11 protein-coding genes are annotated in these 16,909 nt (G+C 69.6%); 2 read left to right on the top strand and 9 right to left on the bottom strand.

Going from position 1 to position 16,909, the window contains the following annotated elements; translation table 11 throughout:
• Positions 1-71: 71 nt before the first annotated feature.
• From cysN to RBB34_RS15805, 6 genes are all read right to left on the bottom strand, one after another.
• Complete coding sequence (cysN, locus tag RBB34_RS15830) at positions 72-1,985, bottom strand: sulfate adenylyltransferase subunit CysN (protein WP_306120211.1); 1,914 nt, start codon at positions 1,983-1,985, stop codon at positions 72-74.
• Positions 1,985-2,887, bottom strand: a complete 903-nt coding sequence (gene cysD / locus RBB34_RS15825; RefSeq protein ID WP_306120210.1) for a sulfate adenylyltransferase subunit CysD — start codon at positions 2,885-2,887, stop codon at positions 1,985-1,987. The genes cysN and cysD overlap by 1 nt, the downstream gene beginning before the upstream one ends.
• Before the next feature lie 11 nt (positions 2,888-2,898).
• Positions 2,899-3,708, bottom strand: a complete 810-nt coding sequence (gene cysQ / locus RBB34_RS15820) for a 3'(2'),5'-bisphosphate nucleotidase CysQ (RefSeq protein WP_306120209.1) — start codon at positions 3,706-3,708, stop codon at positions 2,899-2,901.
• A gap of 140 nt (positions 3,709-3,848) precedes the next feature.
• On the bottom strand, positions 3,849-6,170 hold the full coding sequence (xdhB, locus tag RBB34_RS15815) for a xanthine dehydrogenase molybdopterin binding subunit (RefSeq protein ID WP_306120208.1): 2,322 nt from the start codon (positions 6,168-6,170) through the stop codon (positions 3,849-3,851).
• Positions 6,167-7,591 carry a xanthine dehydrogenase small subunit gene (xdhA, locus tag RBB34_RS15810; RefSeq protein ID WP_306120207.1) on the bottom strand — a complete coding sequence of 475 codons (1,425 nt, stop codon included), beginning with the start codon at positions 7,589-7,591 and terminating at the stop codon, positions 6,167-6,169. The genes xdhB and xdhA overlap by 4 nt, the downstream gene beginning before the upstream one ends.
• Before the next feature lie 129 nt (positions 7,592-7,720).
• On the bottom strand, positions 7,721-8,299 hold the full coding sequence (locus RBB34_RS15805) for a biotin transporter BioY (protein ID WP_306120206.1): 579 nt from the start codon (positions 8,297-8,299) through the stop codon (positions 7,721-7,723).
• Positions 8,300-8,460: 161 nt separating this feature from the next.
• On the opposite strand from RBB34_RS15805, the gene RBB34_RS15800 reads away from it, so the two are divergent.
• Positions 8,461-9,372 carry an MBL fold metallo-hydrolase gene (locus tag RBB34_RS15800; protein ID WP_306120205.1) on the top strand — a complete coding sequence of 304 codons (912 nt, stop codon included), beginning with the start codon at positions 8,461-8,463 and terminating at the stop codon, positions 9,370-9,372.
• A gap of 2 nt (positions 9,373-9,374) precedes the next feature.
• Here the strand turns inward: RBB34_RS15800 and RBB34_RS15795 are convergent, their stop codons facing one another.
• Positions 9,375-10,121, bottom strand: a complete 747-nt coding sequence (locus RBB34_RS15795) for a hypothetical protein (protein WP_306120204.1) — start codon at positions 10,119-10,121, stop codon at positions 9,375-9,377.
• Positions 10,122-10,253: 132 nt separating this feature from the next.
• Between RBB34_RS15795 and RBB34_RS15790 the strand changes: the two genes are divergently transcribed.
• Entirely contained in the window at positions 10,254-10,619 is a 366-nt protein-coding gene (locus RBB34_RS15790; protein WP_306120203.1) for a hypothetical protein, read from the top strand.
• Here the strand turns inward: RBB34_RS15790 and ppdK are convergent.
• Entirely contained in the window at positions 10,595-13,297 is a 2,703-nt protein-coding gene (gene ppdK, locus RBB34_RS15785) for a pyruvate, phosphate dikinase (protein WP_306120202.1), read from the bottom strand. The two genes, RBB34_RS15790 and ppdK, sit on opposite strands and share 25 nt — an antisense overlap.
• A gap of 102 nt (positions 13,298-13,399) precedes the next feature.
• Positions 13,400-16,861 carry a chromosome segregation protein SMC gene (gene smc, locus RBB34_RS15780; RefSeq protein ID WP_306120201.1) on the bottom strand — a complete coding sequence of 1,154 codons (3,462 nt, stop codon included), beginning with the start codon at positions 16,859-16,861 and terminating at the stop codon, positions 13,400-13,402.
• Positions 16,862-16,909: the final 48 nt, after the last annotated feature.

Below are 16,909 nucleotides of genomic sequence, written 5' to 3'. Positions count from 1 at the left end.
CGCCAACCGGGGCGGAAAACGCAAGCGCGAACATGGGTTAACCGGCCGCCCGCGCGGGCGTCGCGGCCCGGCTAGCCGATGGGCGGCACGATGGAGCGCCGGACGATCTCGGCAATCACCCGGTCGGCGGCGTCCTCGGCCGACAGTTCGGCGGTGTTGACGGTCAGTTCGGCGTTCTGGGGCGCCTCATAGGGCGAATCGATGCCGGTGAAGTTGGCGATCTGGCCGGCGCGCGCCTTCCGGTAGAGCCCCTTGACGTCGCGGCTTTCGGCGACATCGAGCGGCGTGTCGACATGCACCAGCACGAACTCGCCTTCGGGCACGCGCGCACGGGCCATCTGCCGCTCGGCCTCGAACGGCGAGATGAAGGAGACGAGCGTGACCAGTCCGGCCTCGGTCATCAGCCCGGCGACCTCGGCGACGCGGCGGATGTTCTCGACCCGATCGGCGTCGGTGAAGCCCAGATCCTTGTTCAAGCCGTGGCGCACATTGTCGCCGTCGAGCAGCATGGTGTGCACGCCCGCGGCGGCCAGCCGGCGCTCGACGATGTTGGCGATGGTCGACTTGCCCGAGCCCGACAGGCCGGTGAACCACAGCACAGCGGGCCTGTGGCCCTTGAGCGCGCCGCGCGCGGACTTGTCGATGTCGGTCGCCTGCCAGTGGACATTGGCCGACCGGCGCAGCGCGAAATGGATCATGCCGGCACCGACCGTGGCATTGGTCATCCGGTCGATCAGGATGAAGCCGCCGGTCTGGCGATTGTCCTCATAGGGGTCGAAGGCGATGGTGCGGTCGAGCGACAGGGTGAAGCGGCCGATCTCGTTGAGATCGAGATCCTTGCCCGCCTCGTGGGCGAGCGTGTTCACGTCGATCTTGTACTTGGCCGCGCCGATGGTCGCCTGGGCGGTCTGCGCGCCGGTCTTGATCAGATAGGTCCGGCCGGGATAGAGCCGGTCCTCGGCCATCCACAGGATCGTCGCCTCGAACTGGCTGCCGATCTGGGCCGGGTCGCCGGCGGCGCAGATCATGTCGCCGCGCGCGATGTCGATCTCGTCGGTGAGCGTCAGCGTCACCGACTGGCCGGCGACGGCCTCGCCCAGATCGCCATCCATGGTGACGATGCGCGCCACGGTGCTCTCGCGCGCCGAGGGCAGCACCTTGACGCGGTCGCCGGGGCTGACCGTGCCGCCGGCGATGCGCCCGGAAAAGCCGCGGAAATCGGCACTGGGCCGGTTCACCCATTGCACCGGCATGCGCAGCGGCAGCGCCTCGTGCGCGGCGTCGATCTCGACCTCCTCGAGATGCTGCATCAGCGTGGGACCCGAATACCAGTCCATGGCCGTGCTGTGGGTGACGACATTGTCGCCCTCGAGCGCCGAGATCGGGATCGAGACGATGTGGTGGATGCCGCCCAGCGTCTCGGCCAGTTCGCGATAGGCGATGTCGATATCGGCGAAGACGCGCTGGTCGTAGCCGACCAGGTCCATCTTGTTGACGGCGAGCACGATGTTGCGGATGCCAAGGCTGGTGGCGATGAAGGAATGCCGACGCGTCTGGGTCAGGATGCCCTTGCGCGCATCGACCAGGATGATCGCCAGATCGGCGGTCGAGGCGCCGGTCGCCATGTTGCGCGTATACTGCTCGTGGCCGGGCGTGTCGGCGACGATGAACTTGCGCCGGTCGGTGGCAAAGAAGCGGTAGGCGACATCGATGGTGATGCCCTGCTCGCGCTCGGAGGCGAGACCGTCGACCAGCAGCGCCAGATCGAGACGGTCGCCCTGGGTGCCGACCTTCTTCGAATCGGCTTCGAGCGCGGCGAGCTGATCCTCGAAGATGAGCTTGGACTCAAAGAGCAGCCGGCCGATCAGCGTCGACTTGCCGTCATCGACCGACCCGCAGGTCAGAAAGCGCAGCAGCGACTTGCGCTCATGGCTCTTGAGATATTCGACGATGTCGCCGGCGACCAGATCGAACTTGTGGGCCATCAGAAATAGCCCTCCTGCTTCTTCTTCTCCATGGAGGCGGGCTGGTCGCGGTCGATGACGCGGCCCTGGCGCTCGGAGGAGGTCGCAAGAAGCGTCTCCCGGATGATGTCGGCGACGCTCCGGGCCCCGCTTTCGAAGCCGCCGGTGAGCGGATAGCAGCCCAGCGTGCGGAAGCGCACCGTCTTCGTGTGCGCCACCTCGCCGGGTAGCAGCGGATAGCGGTCGTCGTCGACCATGATCAGCACGCCGTCACGCTCGACCACCGGGCGGCGATCGGCGAAGTAGACGCCGGGCAGTTCGATGTTCTCGCGATGGATGTATTGCCAGACATCGAGCTCGGTCCAGTTGGAGATCGGAAAGGCGCGGATCGTCTCGCCGGGACCGGTGCGCGTGTTGTAGAGATCCCACAGCTCGGGGCGCTGGTTCCTGGGGTCCCAGCGATGGCCGGCGGCGCGGAAGGACAGGATGCGCTCCTTGGCGCGCGACTTCTCCTCGTCGCGCCGGCCGCCGCCGAACGCGGCGCCAAAGCCGTGTTTGTCGAGCGCCTGGCGCAGGCTCTGGGTGAGCATGACGTCGGTGTAGACGGGCGTTCCATGCGAAAACGGGGTGACACCGTCGCGCAGGCCATCCTGGTTGACATGGACGATCAGGTCGAGGCCGTATTGGGCGACGATGCGGTCGCGAAAGCTGATCGTCTCGCGGAAGTTCCAGGTCGTGTCGATGTGCAGCAGCGGAAAGGGGAGCCGGCCCGGCGCGAACGCCTTGCGCGCCAGATGCAGCATGACGGTCGAATCCTTGCCGATCGAATAGAGCATGACCGGGTTTTCGACCTCGGCGACCACCTCGCGCAGGATGTGGATCGATTCGGCCTCGAGCCGTTCGAGATGGGTCAGCGAGGACATGGCAACTCCGGTCAGGCGGCCGATACGGCGCGATCGTCGCCGCCAAGGCGGCAGCGCCGGCGCGCGCCGGGCGAACAGGCGATGAAGTCGGGGTTGGCAAAGCCGGGCTTGCCATAGGCGAGCGGCTTGCCGTCGGCGGTCAGCACCATGCCGCCGGCGGCGCGCAGCACCGCATCGCCCGCGGCCGTGTCCCACTCCATCGTCGGGCCGAAGCGCGGATAGATGTCGGCTTCGCCGGCCGCCAGCAGGCAGAACTTCAGCGACGAGCCGGCATTGACGCAATCGTCGATGGCGTGGTCGCGAAGAAAGCCGCGCGTCGCCTCGGTCAGATGGGAGCGGCTGGCGACGGCGACGAGATCGCGGTCAGCGCAGTCGCGCACGCTGAGCGCGGTCCGGGCGCCCTTGTCGCAGTGTTCATGGGCAAAGCCGGACGCATCGCCGATGAACATGCGCCCCGCCGCGGGCGCGTAGACGATGCCCGCGACCGGCGCGCCGCCTGCGATCAGCGCCACATTGATGGTGAATTCGCCGGTGCGCTTGATGAACTCCTTGGTGCCGTCGATCGGATCGACGAGGACGAAGCGCGCCGCGCCGGTCGCGCGGTCGAAGCTGCCCGCGCGCTCCTCGCTGACCACGGGCGTTGCGGGAAAGGCCGCCTCGATGGCCGGCACGAGAATGCGGTCGACGGCCAGATCCGCCTCGGTCACCGGCGTGTCGTCGGCCTTGTGCCGCACGTCGCAGCCGCGCTCGTAGATCGCCATCGCCGCGCGGCCCGCCTCGCGGACAGTCGGCAACAGCGATGACAGGGTGCAGACGCTCATCTTGTCCAATGCTTTTCAGCTCGTGGCGACAACTTCGCCGCACAAGGTCCTAAACACGTTCCGGCGGCAAGACCAAGACCAGGCGCCCGGAAAAACGCGCCGGATGAGAAAATCATGCCAAGGGCGGTCGCCTTGCCAGATCAGCCCGCGCGTTCGCGCATGTCGTCGATGGCTGCGAGCACCGCTTCGGGCGTTGCCGGCGCGCGCAGCCTGGGCGACAGGCCCGGCCTGCCGCACGAAGCGACCGCATCGCGCAGCGCCAGCCAGACCGACACCGCCAGCATGAGCGGCGGCTCGCCGACGGCCTTGGAGCGGAACACGGTCTCCTCGGCGTTCGGCGCGCCGTCCAGGATCGACACGTTGAAGGCGGGCGGCACATCGCGCGAGCCGGGGATCTTGTAAGTCGACGGGCCGATGGTGCGCAGCCGGCCCTCGCCGTCCCACCACAGTTCCTCGCAGGTCAGCCAGCCCATGCCCTGCACGAAGGCGCCCTCGATCTGGCCCAGATCGACGGCCGGGTTCAGCGACGAGCCGCAATCCTGCAGGATGTCGGCCCGCAGCACGCGGTTCTCGCCGGTCAGCGTGTCCACGGCGACCTCGGCGACCGCCGCGCCATAGGTGAAGTAGAAGAAGGGCCGGCCCTTCATCGTCTTGAAATCCCAGTGGATCTTTGGGGTGGCGTAGTGGCCCGCCTCCGACAGCGACACCCGCGCCGCCCAGCACATGTGCGCCAGTTCGCCAAAGCCGATCGACCGGTTGCCCGCATGAACGCGGTTCTCGCGATAGACGATGTCGTCTTCGGGCACATCGAAATGCCGGGCCGCGACCGGCGTCATGCGCGCGCGGATCGCTGTCGCGGCCTTGTAGGCGGCCATGCCGTTGAGATCCGAGCCCGTCGAGGCGGCGGTCGGCGAGGTGTTGGGCACCTTGCCGGTGTGCGTGGCGGTGATCTTCACCTTGTCGATGTCGAGCTGGAACACCTCCGCCACCACCTGGGCGACCTTGATGAACAGGCCCTGCCCCATCTCCGTGCCGCCATGGTTCAGATGCACCGAACCGTCCTGATAGACATGGACCAGCGCGCCAGCCTGGTTGAGCGATGGCAGGTTGAAGGAAATGCCGAACTTGACCGGCATCATGGCAAGCCCGCGCCGGATCACCGGACCGGTCTTGTTGTGTTCGTCGATCTCGCGGCGCCGCTCGGTCCATTGCGCCGAGCGCAGGATCGCCTCGGTCACCTCGCCCAGCCGATTGTGCTCGACGGGCTGGTCATAGGGCGTCGTCTCGCCGGTCTGCGGACCGTAATAGTTGCGCGCGCGCACCAGGTTCGGATCGAGATCGAGTTCGCGGGCGATCTGGTCGATCATCGCCTCCGCCGTGATGATGCCCTGCGGGCCGCCGAAGCCGCGAAAGGCGGTGTTGGAGACCGTGTTGGTCTTGCAGGCATGGCCGACAAAGCGCGCCGCGGGGATGTGATAGGCGTTGTCGGTGTGGGTCATGGCGCGGGTCAGGACCGGGCCGGTCAGGTCGGCCGTGTTGCCCGCGCGGGCGAGATATCGAACATCGGCGCCGGTGATGCGGCCATCCTCGGTGACGCCGATGCGCCATGTGGAGACCATGTCGTGGCGCTTGCCGGTGGCGGACATGTCGGCGGACCGCTTGAGCCGCAGCTTGACCGGCCGGCCAGTCTTGCGCGCCAGAAGCGCCGCCGCGCAGGCGATGATGGTCGCCTGGCTTTCCTTGCCGCCAAAGCCGCCGCCCATGCGGCGCACATGCACGTCCACGCCATTGGCATAACCGCCCAGAACATGGGCGACGTGATGCTGCACCTCGGTCGGGTGCTGGGTGGAGGAATGGACCACCATGTCGCCATCCTCGCCGGGGATGGCATAGGCGATCTGGGTCTCAAGATAGAAATGGTCCTGCCCGCCCATGTCGAGCCGACCCTCGATCACACGGTCGGCGCTTTCAAGCGCGGCGTCGACATCGCCCGAGACCAGCCGTTGCGGCTCGAGCACGTAATCGCCGCGTGCATGGGCGTCCTCGATGTCGAGCACCGGCTCGGCCTTGTCGTGTTCGACGACGACGGTGTGGGCGGCGCGCACCGCCTGTTCGAAGCTCGTCGCCGCGACCGCGCCGATGGGCTGTCCGAGATAGTCGAGGTCGCGCTCGGCAAACAGCGGCTCGTCGATGACGATCGGGCCGATCTGGTTGGCGCCGGGAATGTCGGCGGCGGTGACGATGGCGACGACGCCGTCCATTGCGGCGGCCTCGCCGGTCCTGATCGCGTGAAGCGTGCCGCGCGCGACGGGCGACAGGATCAGCGCGGCATGCAGCGTGCCGGGCAGTTCGCCCATGTCGTCGATATAGACCGCCGTTCCGGCGACGTGCTTGACCGCGCTGTCATGAGCGATGCCCTTGCCGACGACGGTGCGCTTGACCTGCCTGACATGCTCGTTCACGGCGCCATGACCTCCACCGTTTCACCGGCAAGATCGCGCGCCAGCCGCTCGATCAGGTTGGCGGCGACCTTGTGACGGTAGGCGGCGCTGCCGCGCCAGTCGGTGAGCGGCGAAAAGTCCGAGCCAAGCGCCCGGCCCGCTTCGCGCGCCGCATCGAGCGTCAGCGGCCGGCCGCGCAGCGCCGCCTCGGCGTGCGGGGCGCGTTTCGGCGTCGCCGCCATGCCGCCATAGGCGATGGCGATGTCGGCGACGGCCCCGCCATCCATGTCCAGCCGGTAGGCGCCGCACACCGTGGAGATGTCCTGATCGTAGCGCTTGGAGACCTTGTAGGTGCGAAACCGCGTGCCGGCCCGCGCGCGCGGCACGGTGACATGGGTGATCACCTCGTCATCGCGCAGCGCGGTCCTGCGATAGTCGACGAAGAAGTCCTCGAGCGGCATGTCGCGCGCGCCGCCCTCGAGCGAGGCAAGGCCGATCGTGGTGCCCAGCGCGATCAGCGCGGGCGGGCCGTCGCCGATCGGACTTGCCGTGCCGATATTGCCGCCGATCGTGCCCATAGAGCGGATCTGGATCGAGCCGAAGCGCCTGATCAGCGTGGCAAGGGACGGATAATCGTCCCGCACGGCCTCAAGCGCCTCCTGCCAGGTGACCGCCGCGCCGAAGGTCCAGTGCGTGTCGGTGGCCTCGATGCGGCGCAATTGCCCGACATGGCCGGTGGCGATGACGCGCGGCCAGCGCGTCTCGTAGCCGGCGAGCGGAACCGCCAGATCGGTGCCGCCGGCCAGCAGCACGGCGTCCGGATGCTCGCGCCGCAGCTTCAACAGGCCGCGCAGGTCGTGCGGGCGATGGACGGTGGCGCCGCCGGCATCGGTGTGCGAGGTGATCATGGCATGGCGCGCCTCGGGCTGCGGCGCCTCGTCGCCGCCAAGTTCGGCGCGCAGCCGCGCGGCCGCCGCCCGGGTCGCATCGACGATCGGCCGATAGCCGGTGCAGCGACACAGATTGCCGGCCAGCGCGTCATGGATCGCCGCCTCGTCCGGGTCGGGATCGCGGGCCAGAAGGCCCGACAGCGCCACCGCGATGCCCGGCGTGCAGAATCCGCATTGCGACGAGCCGTTCCTTGCCATCTCGTCCTGGACGGCGTTGAGCACACCGTCGGGCGCAAGGCCCTCGACGGTGGTGATCTCGGCGCCCTCGATCTGCGCGACGGTCATGATGCAGGCATTGGCGGCCAGCGGCGGACCGGCGACGCCCGGGCGCTTGAACAGGACCGTACAGGCGCCGCAATCGCCCTCGGCGCAGCCCTCCTTGGTGCCCTTGAGCGCGAGCGGTCCGCGCAGCAGGTCGAGCAAGGTGGTGTCGGGCCGCACACCGGTCGCGACCGGGGCGCCATTGAGAAGGAATGCGGTCTGCGTGGTCATCGGGCCTCCATGCGCTCGCGCCATGGTGCGCCGCACTGCGGACCCGCGTCAATGCAATGATGCATGTCCGGCCATGAAAACGGCCGCGCCCGGGAGAGCGCGGCCGTGCAATGCGTTGTCCGCGACGGCTCAGCGGCGTTGCAGCAGTCCCGCGGCGGCCGGCACGAGCGCGGCGGCGAGCACGCACTTGACCAGATCGCCGAGCAGGAAGGGCATGACGCCGCTGACCCAGGCGGCCTGGGCGCCGATCAGCGTGGCCAGCCAGGCGTAGCCCATCGCCAGGATGACCACGGCGCCGACAATGCTGGCGGCAAACAGCTTGAAGGGCGAGGCGGCCACGCCACGATCGGCGGCAAGGCCGACCAGCCAGGCGGCAACGGCGAAGCCGACCAGATAACCGCCCGTGGGACCGGCGAGATAGGCGAGCCCGCCGCCACCGGCAAAGACCGGCAGGCCGGCCGCGCCCTGGGCGAGAAACAGAGCGCCCGTGGCAAGTCCCAGCCTCGCGCCGAATGTGGCGCCGATGACAATGGCGGCGAAGGTCTGCATGGTCGTCGGGACCGGGTAGAACGGCACCTTGAACTGGCCCGAAATCGCCAGCAGCCAGGATCCGGCCAGCGCGATCAGCACGAACAGCGCGATGCGCAGCGCGCCCTGCTCGGGCAGCGCTCCGGCGATCAAGGGTCGGGTTCGGATGGTCGGCGTCATGGCGCTGGGCTCCCCTGCGGCTTTACAAATCTCCAAAGGCGCGATGCGCGAGGCGACTTTTGCATCGCACCATCATCGCCTATATCGACTGCCCAGTTGATGGGCAAGGCCGGTCGATGCCGCGGCCGCCGCCCCGTGCAATGCCGCAGGACACAGGACAATTGGCGAAGGCCCCCGAATTCGACCGCAGCTTCGAGCCCCGTCACGGCCAGCCCGTGCCGGTCGCGCCCGGCGTGGTGCGGGTGACCGCACCGAACGCGTCGGCCTTCACCTTCCTGGGCACCAACAGCTATCTGGTCGGGGACGATTCGGTCGCCGTCATCGATCCGGGGCCGGCCGACGCGGCGCATCTGGCCGCGCTGCTTGCGGCGATCGGCGAGCGGCCGGTGAGCCATATCGTCGTCACGCACACCCATATCGACCATTCGCCGCTGGCCCGGGCGCTGGCCGCGCGCACGGGTGCGCCGATCGTCGGCGCGGCGGCGCACCACGCCGCGCGCGATCTGTTCATCGGCGAGGTCAATCCGCTCGATGCGGCCGCCGACCGCGGGCATGCGCCGGACCGGGCGCTCGGCGATGGCGAGCGTGTGGCGGGCGAGGGCTTTGCGCTTCGAACCATCGCCACGCCCGGCCATGCGGCCAATCACCTGGCCTTTGCGCTCGAGGGCACAGGCATCGTCTTTTCGGGCGATCATGTCATGGCCTGGTCGACATCGATCGTGGCACCGCCCGACGGGTCGATGTCCGATTACATGGCCTCGCTCGACGTGATGCTGGCGCGCGACGACCGGCTCTACCTTCCCGGTCATGGCGGGCCGGTGGACAATCCCAGGGCGTTCGTGCGCGGGCTGAAGACCCATCGCAGGATGCGCGAGCGGGCAATCCTGGAGCGGCTCGACCGCGGCGACCGGACGATCCCCGACATGGTCGCGCAGATCTATCGCGACACCGATCCGCGGCTTCACGGCGCGGCGGGGCTGTCGGTGCTGGCGCATCTGGAGGACCTGGTCGCACGCGCGCTGGTGACGAGCGACGGCCCGCCGGCGATCGACGGGCGGTTCGCGCCGGTCTGACGTCAGGGCTCGGGATCGGTCAGCCCGATCATCGCAAAGTCGAGATCGTCGAGATAGCGCGCGATCAGAACAGCGCCAAAGCCGAGGTCATGATACAGATCGGCCATGCGCGCGCGCACATCGACGCGCGCGGTGTCGCCCTCGTCGCGGCTGCGCACGACGATCTGCACCGGCAGATGGAGCACCGGCACGCGATAGGCATAATCGACCAGGATCGTGTCGTCGGCGCCGACACGGCCGCGCTGGCCAAGCGGGGTCCATCCCCTGTCGCGGGCGAGGCCGTCGGCGACCTCGAGCACGACGTCGAGCGGCGCGCGGAAGCGCCGGCCGGTGCCCTGCCCCTGCTCCGCCGCAACCGGCGCGACCGCCGGCGAGAAGGCAAAGGCGGGCGGGTCGGCCTGGTCGGTCGACACGTCGGCGGCAACGGGATTGACGATCCAAAGATAGCCCGCGCCGACGAAGGGCGCGGCGAGCGGGATCATCACGATGATCGTCCAGGACAGGCGCCGGCCGCCGCGCGAGCCGTGCACCCAGAGGCTGCGCAGCCCGGCCAGGATGAGAACGAGCGTGAGAACGCACACAAGGCCGGTGACCATCAGCAACAGCAGGAAGCTCGACGTGGCGATCGCGTCGGCCCGGTAGGCGAGGATCGCAAGCAGCCACAGCGCCGGTTGCAACAGGGCAAGACGCAGCGCCCACCGCGCCGCGCGCGACGGCCGCCTGCCGGGAAGTTCGATCGTCAGCGCCATGCGGGCAGCCCGGTTGCCGATCACCTTGCGTTACAGCCACCGGGCACAATGTGTAAAGATCGGCCCGATCCCTGCCCGATTGTCCGCGTTCGCTGGTCGATGGCTGGAGGCGGCCCTATCGGGAGGACGATCATGACCATCCATGACGCATGCATGCCCGCGCCCGCGCCCGAACTCAGCCAGGCCCAGCGCGCCCAACTCGACGCGCTCGCCATCGCCCTGTCGGCACAGGACCTCACCCGCGTTCCTTTCGCCGATTGCGTGAAGGCGGCCTGCGCCAGCACGGGCTTCATGTTCCTGTTCGACCTGCCGTCGATCGGCGAGGGAGCGGTATCGCGGGTCGCCGCGGCGGCGATGATCGCCGAGGACGACGTGCCGCTCGTCGCCTTCGTGACCGTGGACGCGGGCAGCCATCGCCTCGAGGTGGCGACCGAGTGCCACGGCCTCGATCACGGCCCGGCGGTCGCGCGGGCCTATCTCGACCTGCTGTCGGTCTGAGCCTTGTTGCGACCGCCCTTGGCGCCGGCGCGGATCGCTGCCTGGGCCGCGGCGAGCCGCGCCACGGGCACGCGGTAGGGCGAGCACGAGACGTAGTCCAGGCCCAGTTCCTCGAAGAAGGCGATCGATTCGGGGTCGCCGCCATGCTCGCCGGTAATGCCGGCGATCAGTTCCGGATTGGCCGCGCGGCCCTTGTCGGCGGCCATTCGGATGACTTCGCCGACCCCTTCGCGGTCGAGATTGATGAAGGGATCGCGCTCGATCACGCCGCCCTTGAGATAGTGCGACAGGAAATGGGCCGCATCGTCGCGCGAAATGCCCAGTGTCGTCTGGGTCAGGTCGTTCGTGCCAAAGGAGAAGAAATCGGCGGCGCCGGCAATCAGGTCGGCGCGGATCGCCGCGCGCGGCAACTCGACGATGCAGCCGATCAGATGGCGGATGTCCGAGCCGTGCCGCGCCTTGACCTCGGCGGCGATGGCATCGATGCGCTCGCGCAAAACGCGAAGCTCGGCGTAATAGGCGACCAGCGGCACGACGATCTCCGGCACCACGGGCGAACCCGACTTCTTCCCGGCGACGATCGCCGCCTCGATGATGGCGCGGGTCTGCATCTCGGCGATCTCGGGGTAGCAGATCGCCAGGCGCGCGCCGCGATTGCCGAGCATGGGGTTGGTCTCGTGCAGTTCGTCGGCGCGGCGGCGCATCTCGGCACGGTCGATGCCCATCCGGTCGGCGACCGCGTCGAGCTCGGCCGGCTCGCGCGGCAGGAATTCGTGCAGCGGCGGATCGAGCAGGCGAATGCACACCGGCAGGCCGGGCATCTGTTCGAACAGGGCGACGAAGGCGTCGCGCTGCAGCGGCATGAGCCGGTCGAGCACGAAGCGGCGCGCGCGCTCGTCGGGCGCCATGATCATCTCGCGCATCACCTCGAGCCCGGTACCCTCCAGGAACATGTTCTCGGTGCGCACCAGGCCGATGCCTTCGGCGCCGAAGCGGCGCGCGACCTGGGCATCGTCGGCCAGATCGACATTGGCGCGCACGCCCATGCGGCGGGTCGCGTCGGCCCATTGCATGAGCTGGGCGAAATCGCCGGTCAGCGGACGCTGCACCATGGGCAGGGCGCCGAGCAGCGCCCGGCCGGTGCCGCCGTCGAGCGTGATGTGCTCGCCCTCGCGCACCGTGATCGGGCCGGCGCGCATCGTGCGCTTGTCAAGATCGATGCGAATGTCGGCGGCGGCGGTGATCGCCGGCTTTCCCATGCCGCGGGCGACGACGGCGGCGTGCGAGGTCATGCCGCCGCGCGTTGTCAGGATGCCCTGGGCAACCGCCATGCCGTGGATGTCGTCCGGGCTGGTCTCGGGCCGCACGAGGATCACCGTCCTTCCCTCGGCGACGGCCCTTTCGGCGGCGGTCGAGGAGAACACGACCTCGCCGGTGGCCGCACCGGGCGAGGCGGGCAGGCCCGAGGCGAAGACCTGGCCCTCGGCGGCCGGGTCGATATGCGGATGCAGGAGCCGGTCGAGCGAGGCCGGATCGACATGCAGCACCGCCTGCTGGCGGGTGATGGTGCCTTCGCGCGCCATGTCGACGGCAATCCTGATCGCCGCATCGACCGAGCGCTTGCCGGCGCGGGTCTGAAGCAGCCACAGCGTGCCGTTCTCGACGGTGAACTCGATGTCCTGCATGTCGCCGAAATGGGCCTCGAGCCGGTCGCCGAGCTCCACGAGCTGGGCGAAGGCGCCGGGCATGTGCTCGGCCATGGCGCGTCCGGGCCGGTCGTCATCGTCCAAAAGCGGGTCGGGCGTGCGCAGGCCGGCGACGACGTCCTCGCCCTGCGCGTTGACCATATATTCGCCGAAGACGCGCTTCTCCCCGGTCGAGGGATGGCGCGTGAAGGCGACGCCGGTCGCCGATTGCGGGCCGGCATTGCCGAACACCATGGCCTGGACGGTCACCGCGGTGCAGGCGTCGTCGTCGATGCCGTGCAGGGCGCGATAGGTGACCGCGCGCGGATTATTCCAGCTGCGAAACACCGCGCCGATGGCGCCCCAGAGCTGGGCGTGGACATCCTGGGGAAACGGCTCGTCCATATCGTCGGCGATGGCCTTCTTGTAGGCCCTGACGAGATCGCCAAGCGCCTCGGCGCCAAGCGCGTCGTCGCGACCGACACCGGCGCGCTCGCGAGCTTGGTCGAGCAGATCCTCGAAAAGGCCGTGCTCGACGCCCATGACGATGGTCGCATACATCTGGATGAAGCGGCGGTAGCTGTCGCGGGCAAAGCGCGCGTCGCCGGTGGCCTGGGCCAGCGCCTCGACCGTGGCGTCGTTGAGCCCCAGATTGAGCACGGTGTCCATCATGCCGGGCATGGAGGCGCGCGCGCCCGAACGCACCGAGACGAGCAGCGGCACCGGCCCGGCGCCGAACGTCCTGGACGTGGCCGCCTCGGTCTCGGCGATGGCGGCGGCGAGCTGGTCGGCAAGGCCCTCCGGGAAACGCCGGCCGCCACCCAGATAGGCGCGGCAGGCATCGGTGGTAATGGTGAAGCCGGGCGGGACCGGCAGGTCGATGCGGCTCATCTCGGCCAGCTTGGCGCCCTTGCCGCCGAGCAGCGCCTCGTCGGCGCAGGCCGAGATGGCGCGGCCGGGCGCAAAGCCGTAGACCCAATTTGTCGTCGCCAAGCCGTGCACGCGCGCGCTCCCTTTGGGGCTCACTATCGCATTGCAGCATGAAGCGCCATCCCGCCTTTGGGCATACCGGAGCAATGCGGGCCGGCGGGCGGCTCAGCTCGCCTCGCGCAGTTCCTCGGCGGCATTGAGATCGACCGAGACGAGCTGGCTGATGCCCTGCTCGGCCATGGTGACGCCGAACAGCCGGTTCATGCGCGCCATGGTGATCGGATTGTGGGTGATCAGAACGAAGCGCGTTTCGGTCTGGCGCGCCATCTCGTCCATCAGGTCGCAGAAGCGCTCGACATTGTGGTCGTCGAGGGGCGCATCGACCTCGTCGAGCACGCAGATCGGCGCGGGATTGGTCAGGAACACGGCGAAGATCAGCGCCAGTGCCGTGAGCGCCTGCTCGCCGCCGGACAGCAGCGTCATGGTCTGCGGCTTCTTGCCGGGAGGGCGGGCGAGGATCTCGAGCCCGGCCTCGAGCGGATCGTCGCTCTCGACGAGCTGCAGTTCGGCCGTGCCGCCGCCGAACAGATGGGTGAACAGGCGCTTGAAATGGTCCTGGACGAGATCGAAGGCGGCGACCAGCCGGTCGCGCCCCTCCTTGTTGAGCGAGGCGATCGCCGCGCGCAGTTCGGCGATCGCCGCGATGACGTCGTCGCGTTCGCCGGTCAGCTCGTTGCGGCGAGCGACCAGTTCGGTCTGCTCCTCCTCGGCGCGCAGATTGACCGCGCCAAGCCGCTCGCGCTCCACCTTGAGCCGTTCGAGCCGCTTTTCGAGCGGGTCGATCCCGGGCAGTTCGTCATTGACGGCAAGGCCGGTGGCGGCGAACGCCTCGTGCGGAGCGCAGTTGAGCGCTTCGCGGATGCGCGTCTCGCAATCGCCGCGGCGTTCGGCGGCGGCGGACAGCCGCTCCTCGGCGCGGGCGCGCCCCTCGCGGGCCTGCGACAGCGCCGTCAGCGCCTCGGCGGCCGCCTTGTCGGCCTCGCCCGCCTCGCCTTCGGCCGCGGCGAGTGCGTCGGCGGCGGCCTTGCGGGCGGTATCGGCGTCCTCGATCTGGCGGTCGAGCAGGCGCCGCTTGTGGGCGAAATCCTCGGGCGTTTCGACGATGGCCTCGAGCGCCTTTGTGGTCTCGGCCTGGCGGCTGGCGAGGGTTTCGACCTGCGCCGCGCCGCTGTCGCGTCGCCGGATCCAGCCGGTGCGCTCGCGCTCGATGGCGGCAAGACGCCTGGCGCGGTCCTGGCGCTCGCGGGCGACGCCGGCATGTTCGGCGCGGGCCTCGGCGAGCGCGGCACGATCGGCGGCGACGACCGCCTGATGCCGGGCGATCTCGTTGTCCAGACCGCCGACATCGGGTTCGGCGGCAAGCGCGGTGCGCGCCTCGGCAAGCACGGCCTCGGTCTCGCGCACATCTTCGGCCTGTCGCTCGACGGTCTGTTCGAGCACGGCGCGGCGCTGGCCAAGATCGCCGGCAGCGCGCTCGGCGGCGGCGAGCTCCTCGCGCGCCTTGCGTGCCGCTTCCTGCCGGTCGCGCAGGGCGGTGCGCGCGGCGCTCTCGGCGTCGACGGCGGCGCGGGTGGCGCTTTCGGCCTGGGCAATGCGCGCCTCGACGCCCTGACGCACCTGGCGCGCCGCGGCGATCTCGCCGTCGAGTTCGGACAGGCGGTTCTTCTGGGCGAGCCGCTGGGCGGCGGGCGTGGGCGCATCGGCGGCGGCGACATAGCCGTCCCAGCGCCATGTCGCGCCTTGCAGCGTGACCAGGCGCTGGCCGGGGCGCAGCGCCGCTTGCAGCCGGGCGCCCTCATCCTCACTGGCCACGATGCCGATCTGTGCGAGGCGCCGGGCCAGTTCGGGCGCGCCGCGCACGCGGGCAGCGAGCGGCTCGCAGCCGGCGGGCAGTCCGGGGTCGTCCTGGGCCGGATCGACGCGCGACCAGTGCGCCGGCGCCGATGCATCGACGGGCACGTCGAGATCGTCGCCAAGGGCCGCGCCGAGCGCGGTCTCGTAGCCCCTGTCGACCTTCAGCGTTTCGATGACGCCGGCGAACAGACCGTCCGAGGTGGCATTGACCAGCCTTGCGATCGTCTTCGCCTCGGCCTCGAGCGCGTTGAGAGCCTCGCGCGCGGTGGCCAGTTCCGGGCGCAGTTCGGTCTCGGCGGCGCGCGCGGCGGTGACGGCGCGTTCGGCGGCGAGGGCTTGCTGCTCGGCATGAACGATCGCGCGGTCGGCGGCCTCGGCGGCGGCCTGCCTGTCGGCCGGATCGGGCAGTCCGGCGATCTTTTCGGCGAGCGCATCGCGCTCGGCGGCGGTGGCCGCGCGCTCGCGCGCCAGCCGGGCGAGCTTTTGCTCGGCATCGGCGATGCGCCGCTCGAGCTGGGTCCGCAAGGCGGCGGTCTCGGCGCGCGCCTCGGTGGCCCGAGCAAGCTCCGCCTCGCTGTGCTCGAGCCGGACGCGGGCGCCCTCGATCGCCTCGGCCAGTTCGGCTTCGCGCGCCCCCGAGCCGGCCTCGGCCTGCTCGATCTGCACCCGCTCGGCATCGAGCGCTTCGAGCATGCCGGCATTGTCGTCGATCATGCGCTGTTCGCGGGCGATGTCCTCGGCGAGCTGGTCGAGCCTTTGGGTGTATTCGCGCTTGCGGGCGGCGATCCGGGCCGCCTCCTCATCGAGCCGGTCGCGCGCGATGGTCAGCCTTTGCAGCGCGGCGGCCGCCTCCGCCTCGGCATCGCGCAGGCCGGGCAGCTTCTGACGCGCGATCGCCTGCAATCTGGCCGCTTCCATCTGCGCCTTTGCGTGCTCGGCAACGCTGCCGGTCGCCGTCGAAAGCGCCGATTGCGCATCGGCCTCGGCGGTCTTGGCCTGCAGCCATTTCAGGTGCAGCAGCGTCGCCTCGGCCTGGCGGATGTCGCGCGACAGGGTGCGGAAGCGGTTGGCCTGGCGCGCCTGGCGCCTGAGGCTGTCGATCTGGGTTTCGAGCTCGGAGACGACATCGTCGAGCCGTTCGAGATTGGCTTCGGCCGCGCGCAGGCGCAGTTCGGCCTCGTGGCGGCGCGAGTGCAGCCCGGAAATGCCTGCGGCCTCCTCGAGCAGCGCCCGGCGCGCCTGCGGCTTGGCCTGGATGAGTTCGCCGATGCGCCCCTGCCCGACCATCGAGGGCGAACGGGCGCCGGTCGACTGGTCGGCGAACAGGAGCTGGACGTCGCGGGCGCGCGCGTCGCGGCCGTTGATCTTGTAGGCCGAACCGGCCTCGCGTTCGATGCGGCGCGTGACCTGAAGCAGATCGGCATCGTTGAAGGCGGCCGGCGCGGTGCGGGTCGAATTGTCGAGAAACAGCGAGACCTCGGCGGTGTTGCGCGAGGGCCGCGTGGCCGAGCCCGAAAAGATGACGTCGTCCATGCCCGAGGCGCGCATGTTCTTGTACGAGCTCTCGCCCATCACCCAGCGCAGCGCCTCGACGAGATTGGACTTGCCGCAGCCATTGGGCCCGACAACCCCGGTCAGGCCTGTCTCGATGATGAATTCGGTCGGCTCGACGAACGACTTGAAGCCGGTCAGGCGCAGCTTGTCAAAGCGCATGACGGCTGTCCCGCCGGCGCGTCGACGCGGCCGGCGCGCTGACCTCCA

The organism is Roseitalea sp. MMSF_3546, from assembly GCF_030732865.1.
GTDB lineage: Bacteria > Pseudomonadota > Alphaproteobacteria > Rhizobiales > Rhizobiaceae > Roseitalea.
The sequence above is the reverse complement of the archived record's forward strand: the minus strand, read 5'-3'. Positions and strand labels throughout refer to the sequence as shown.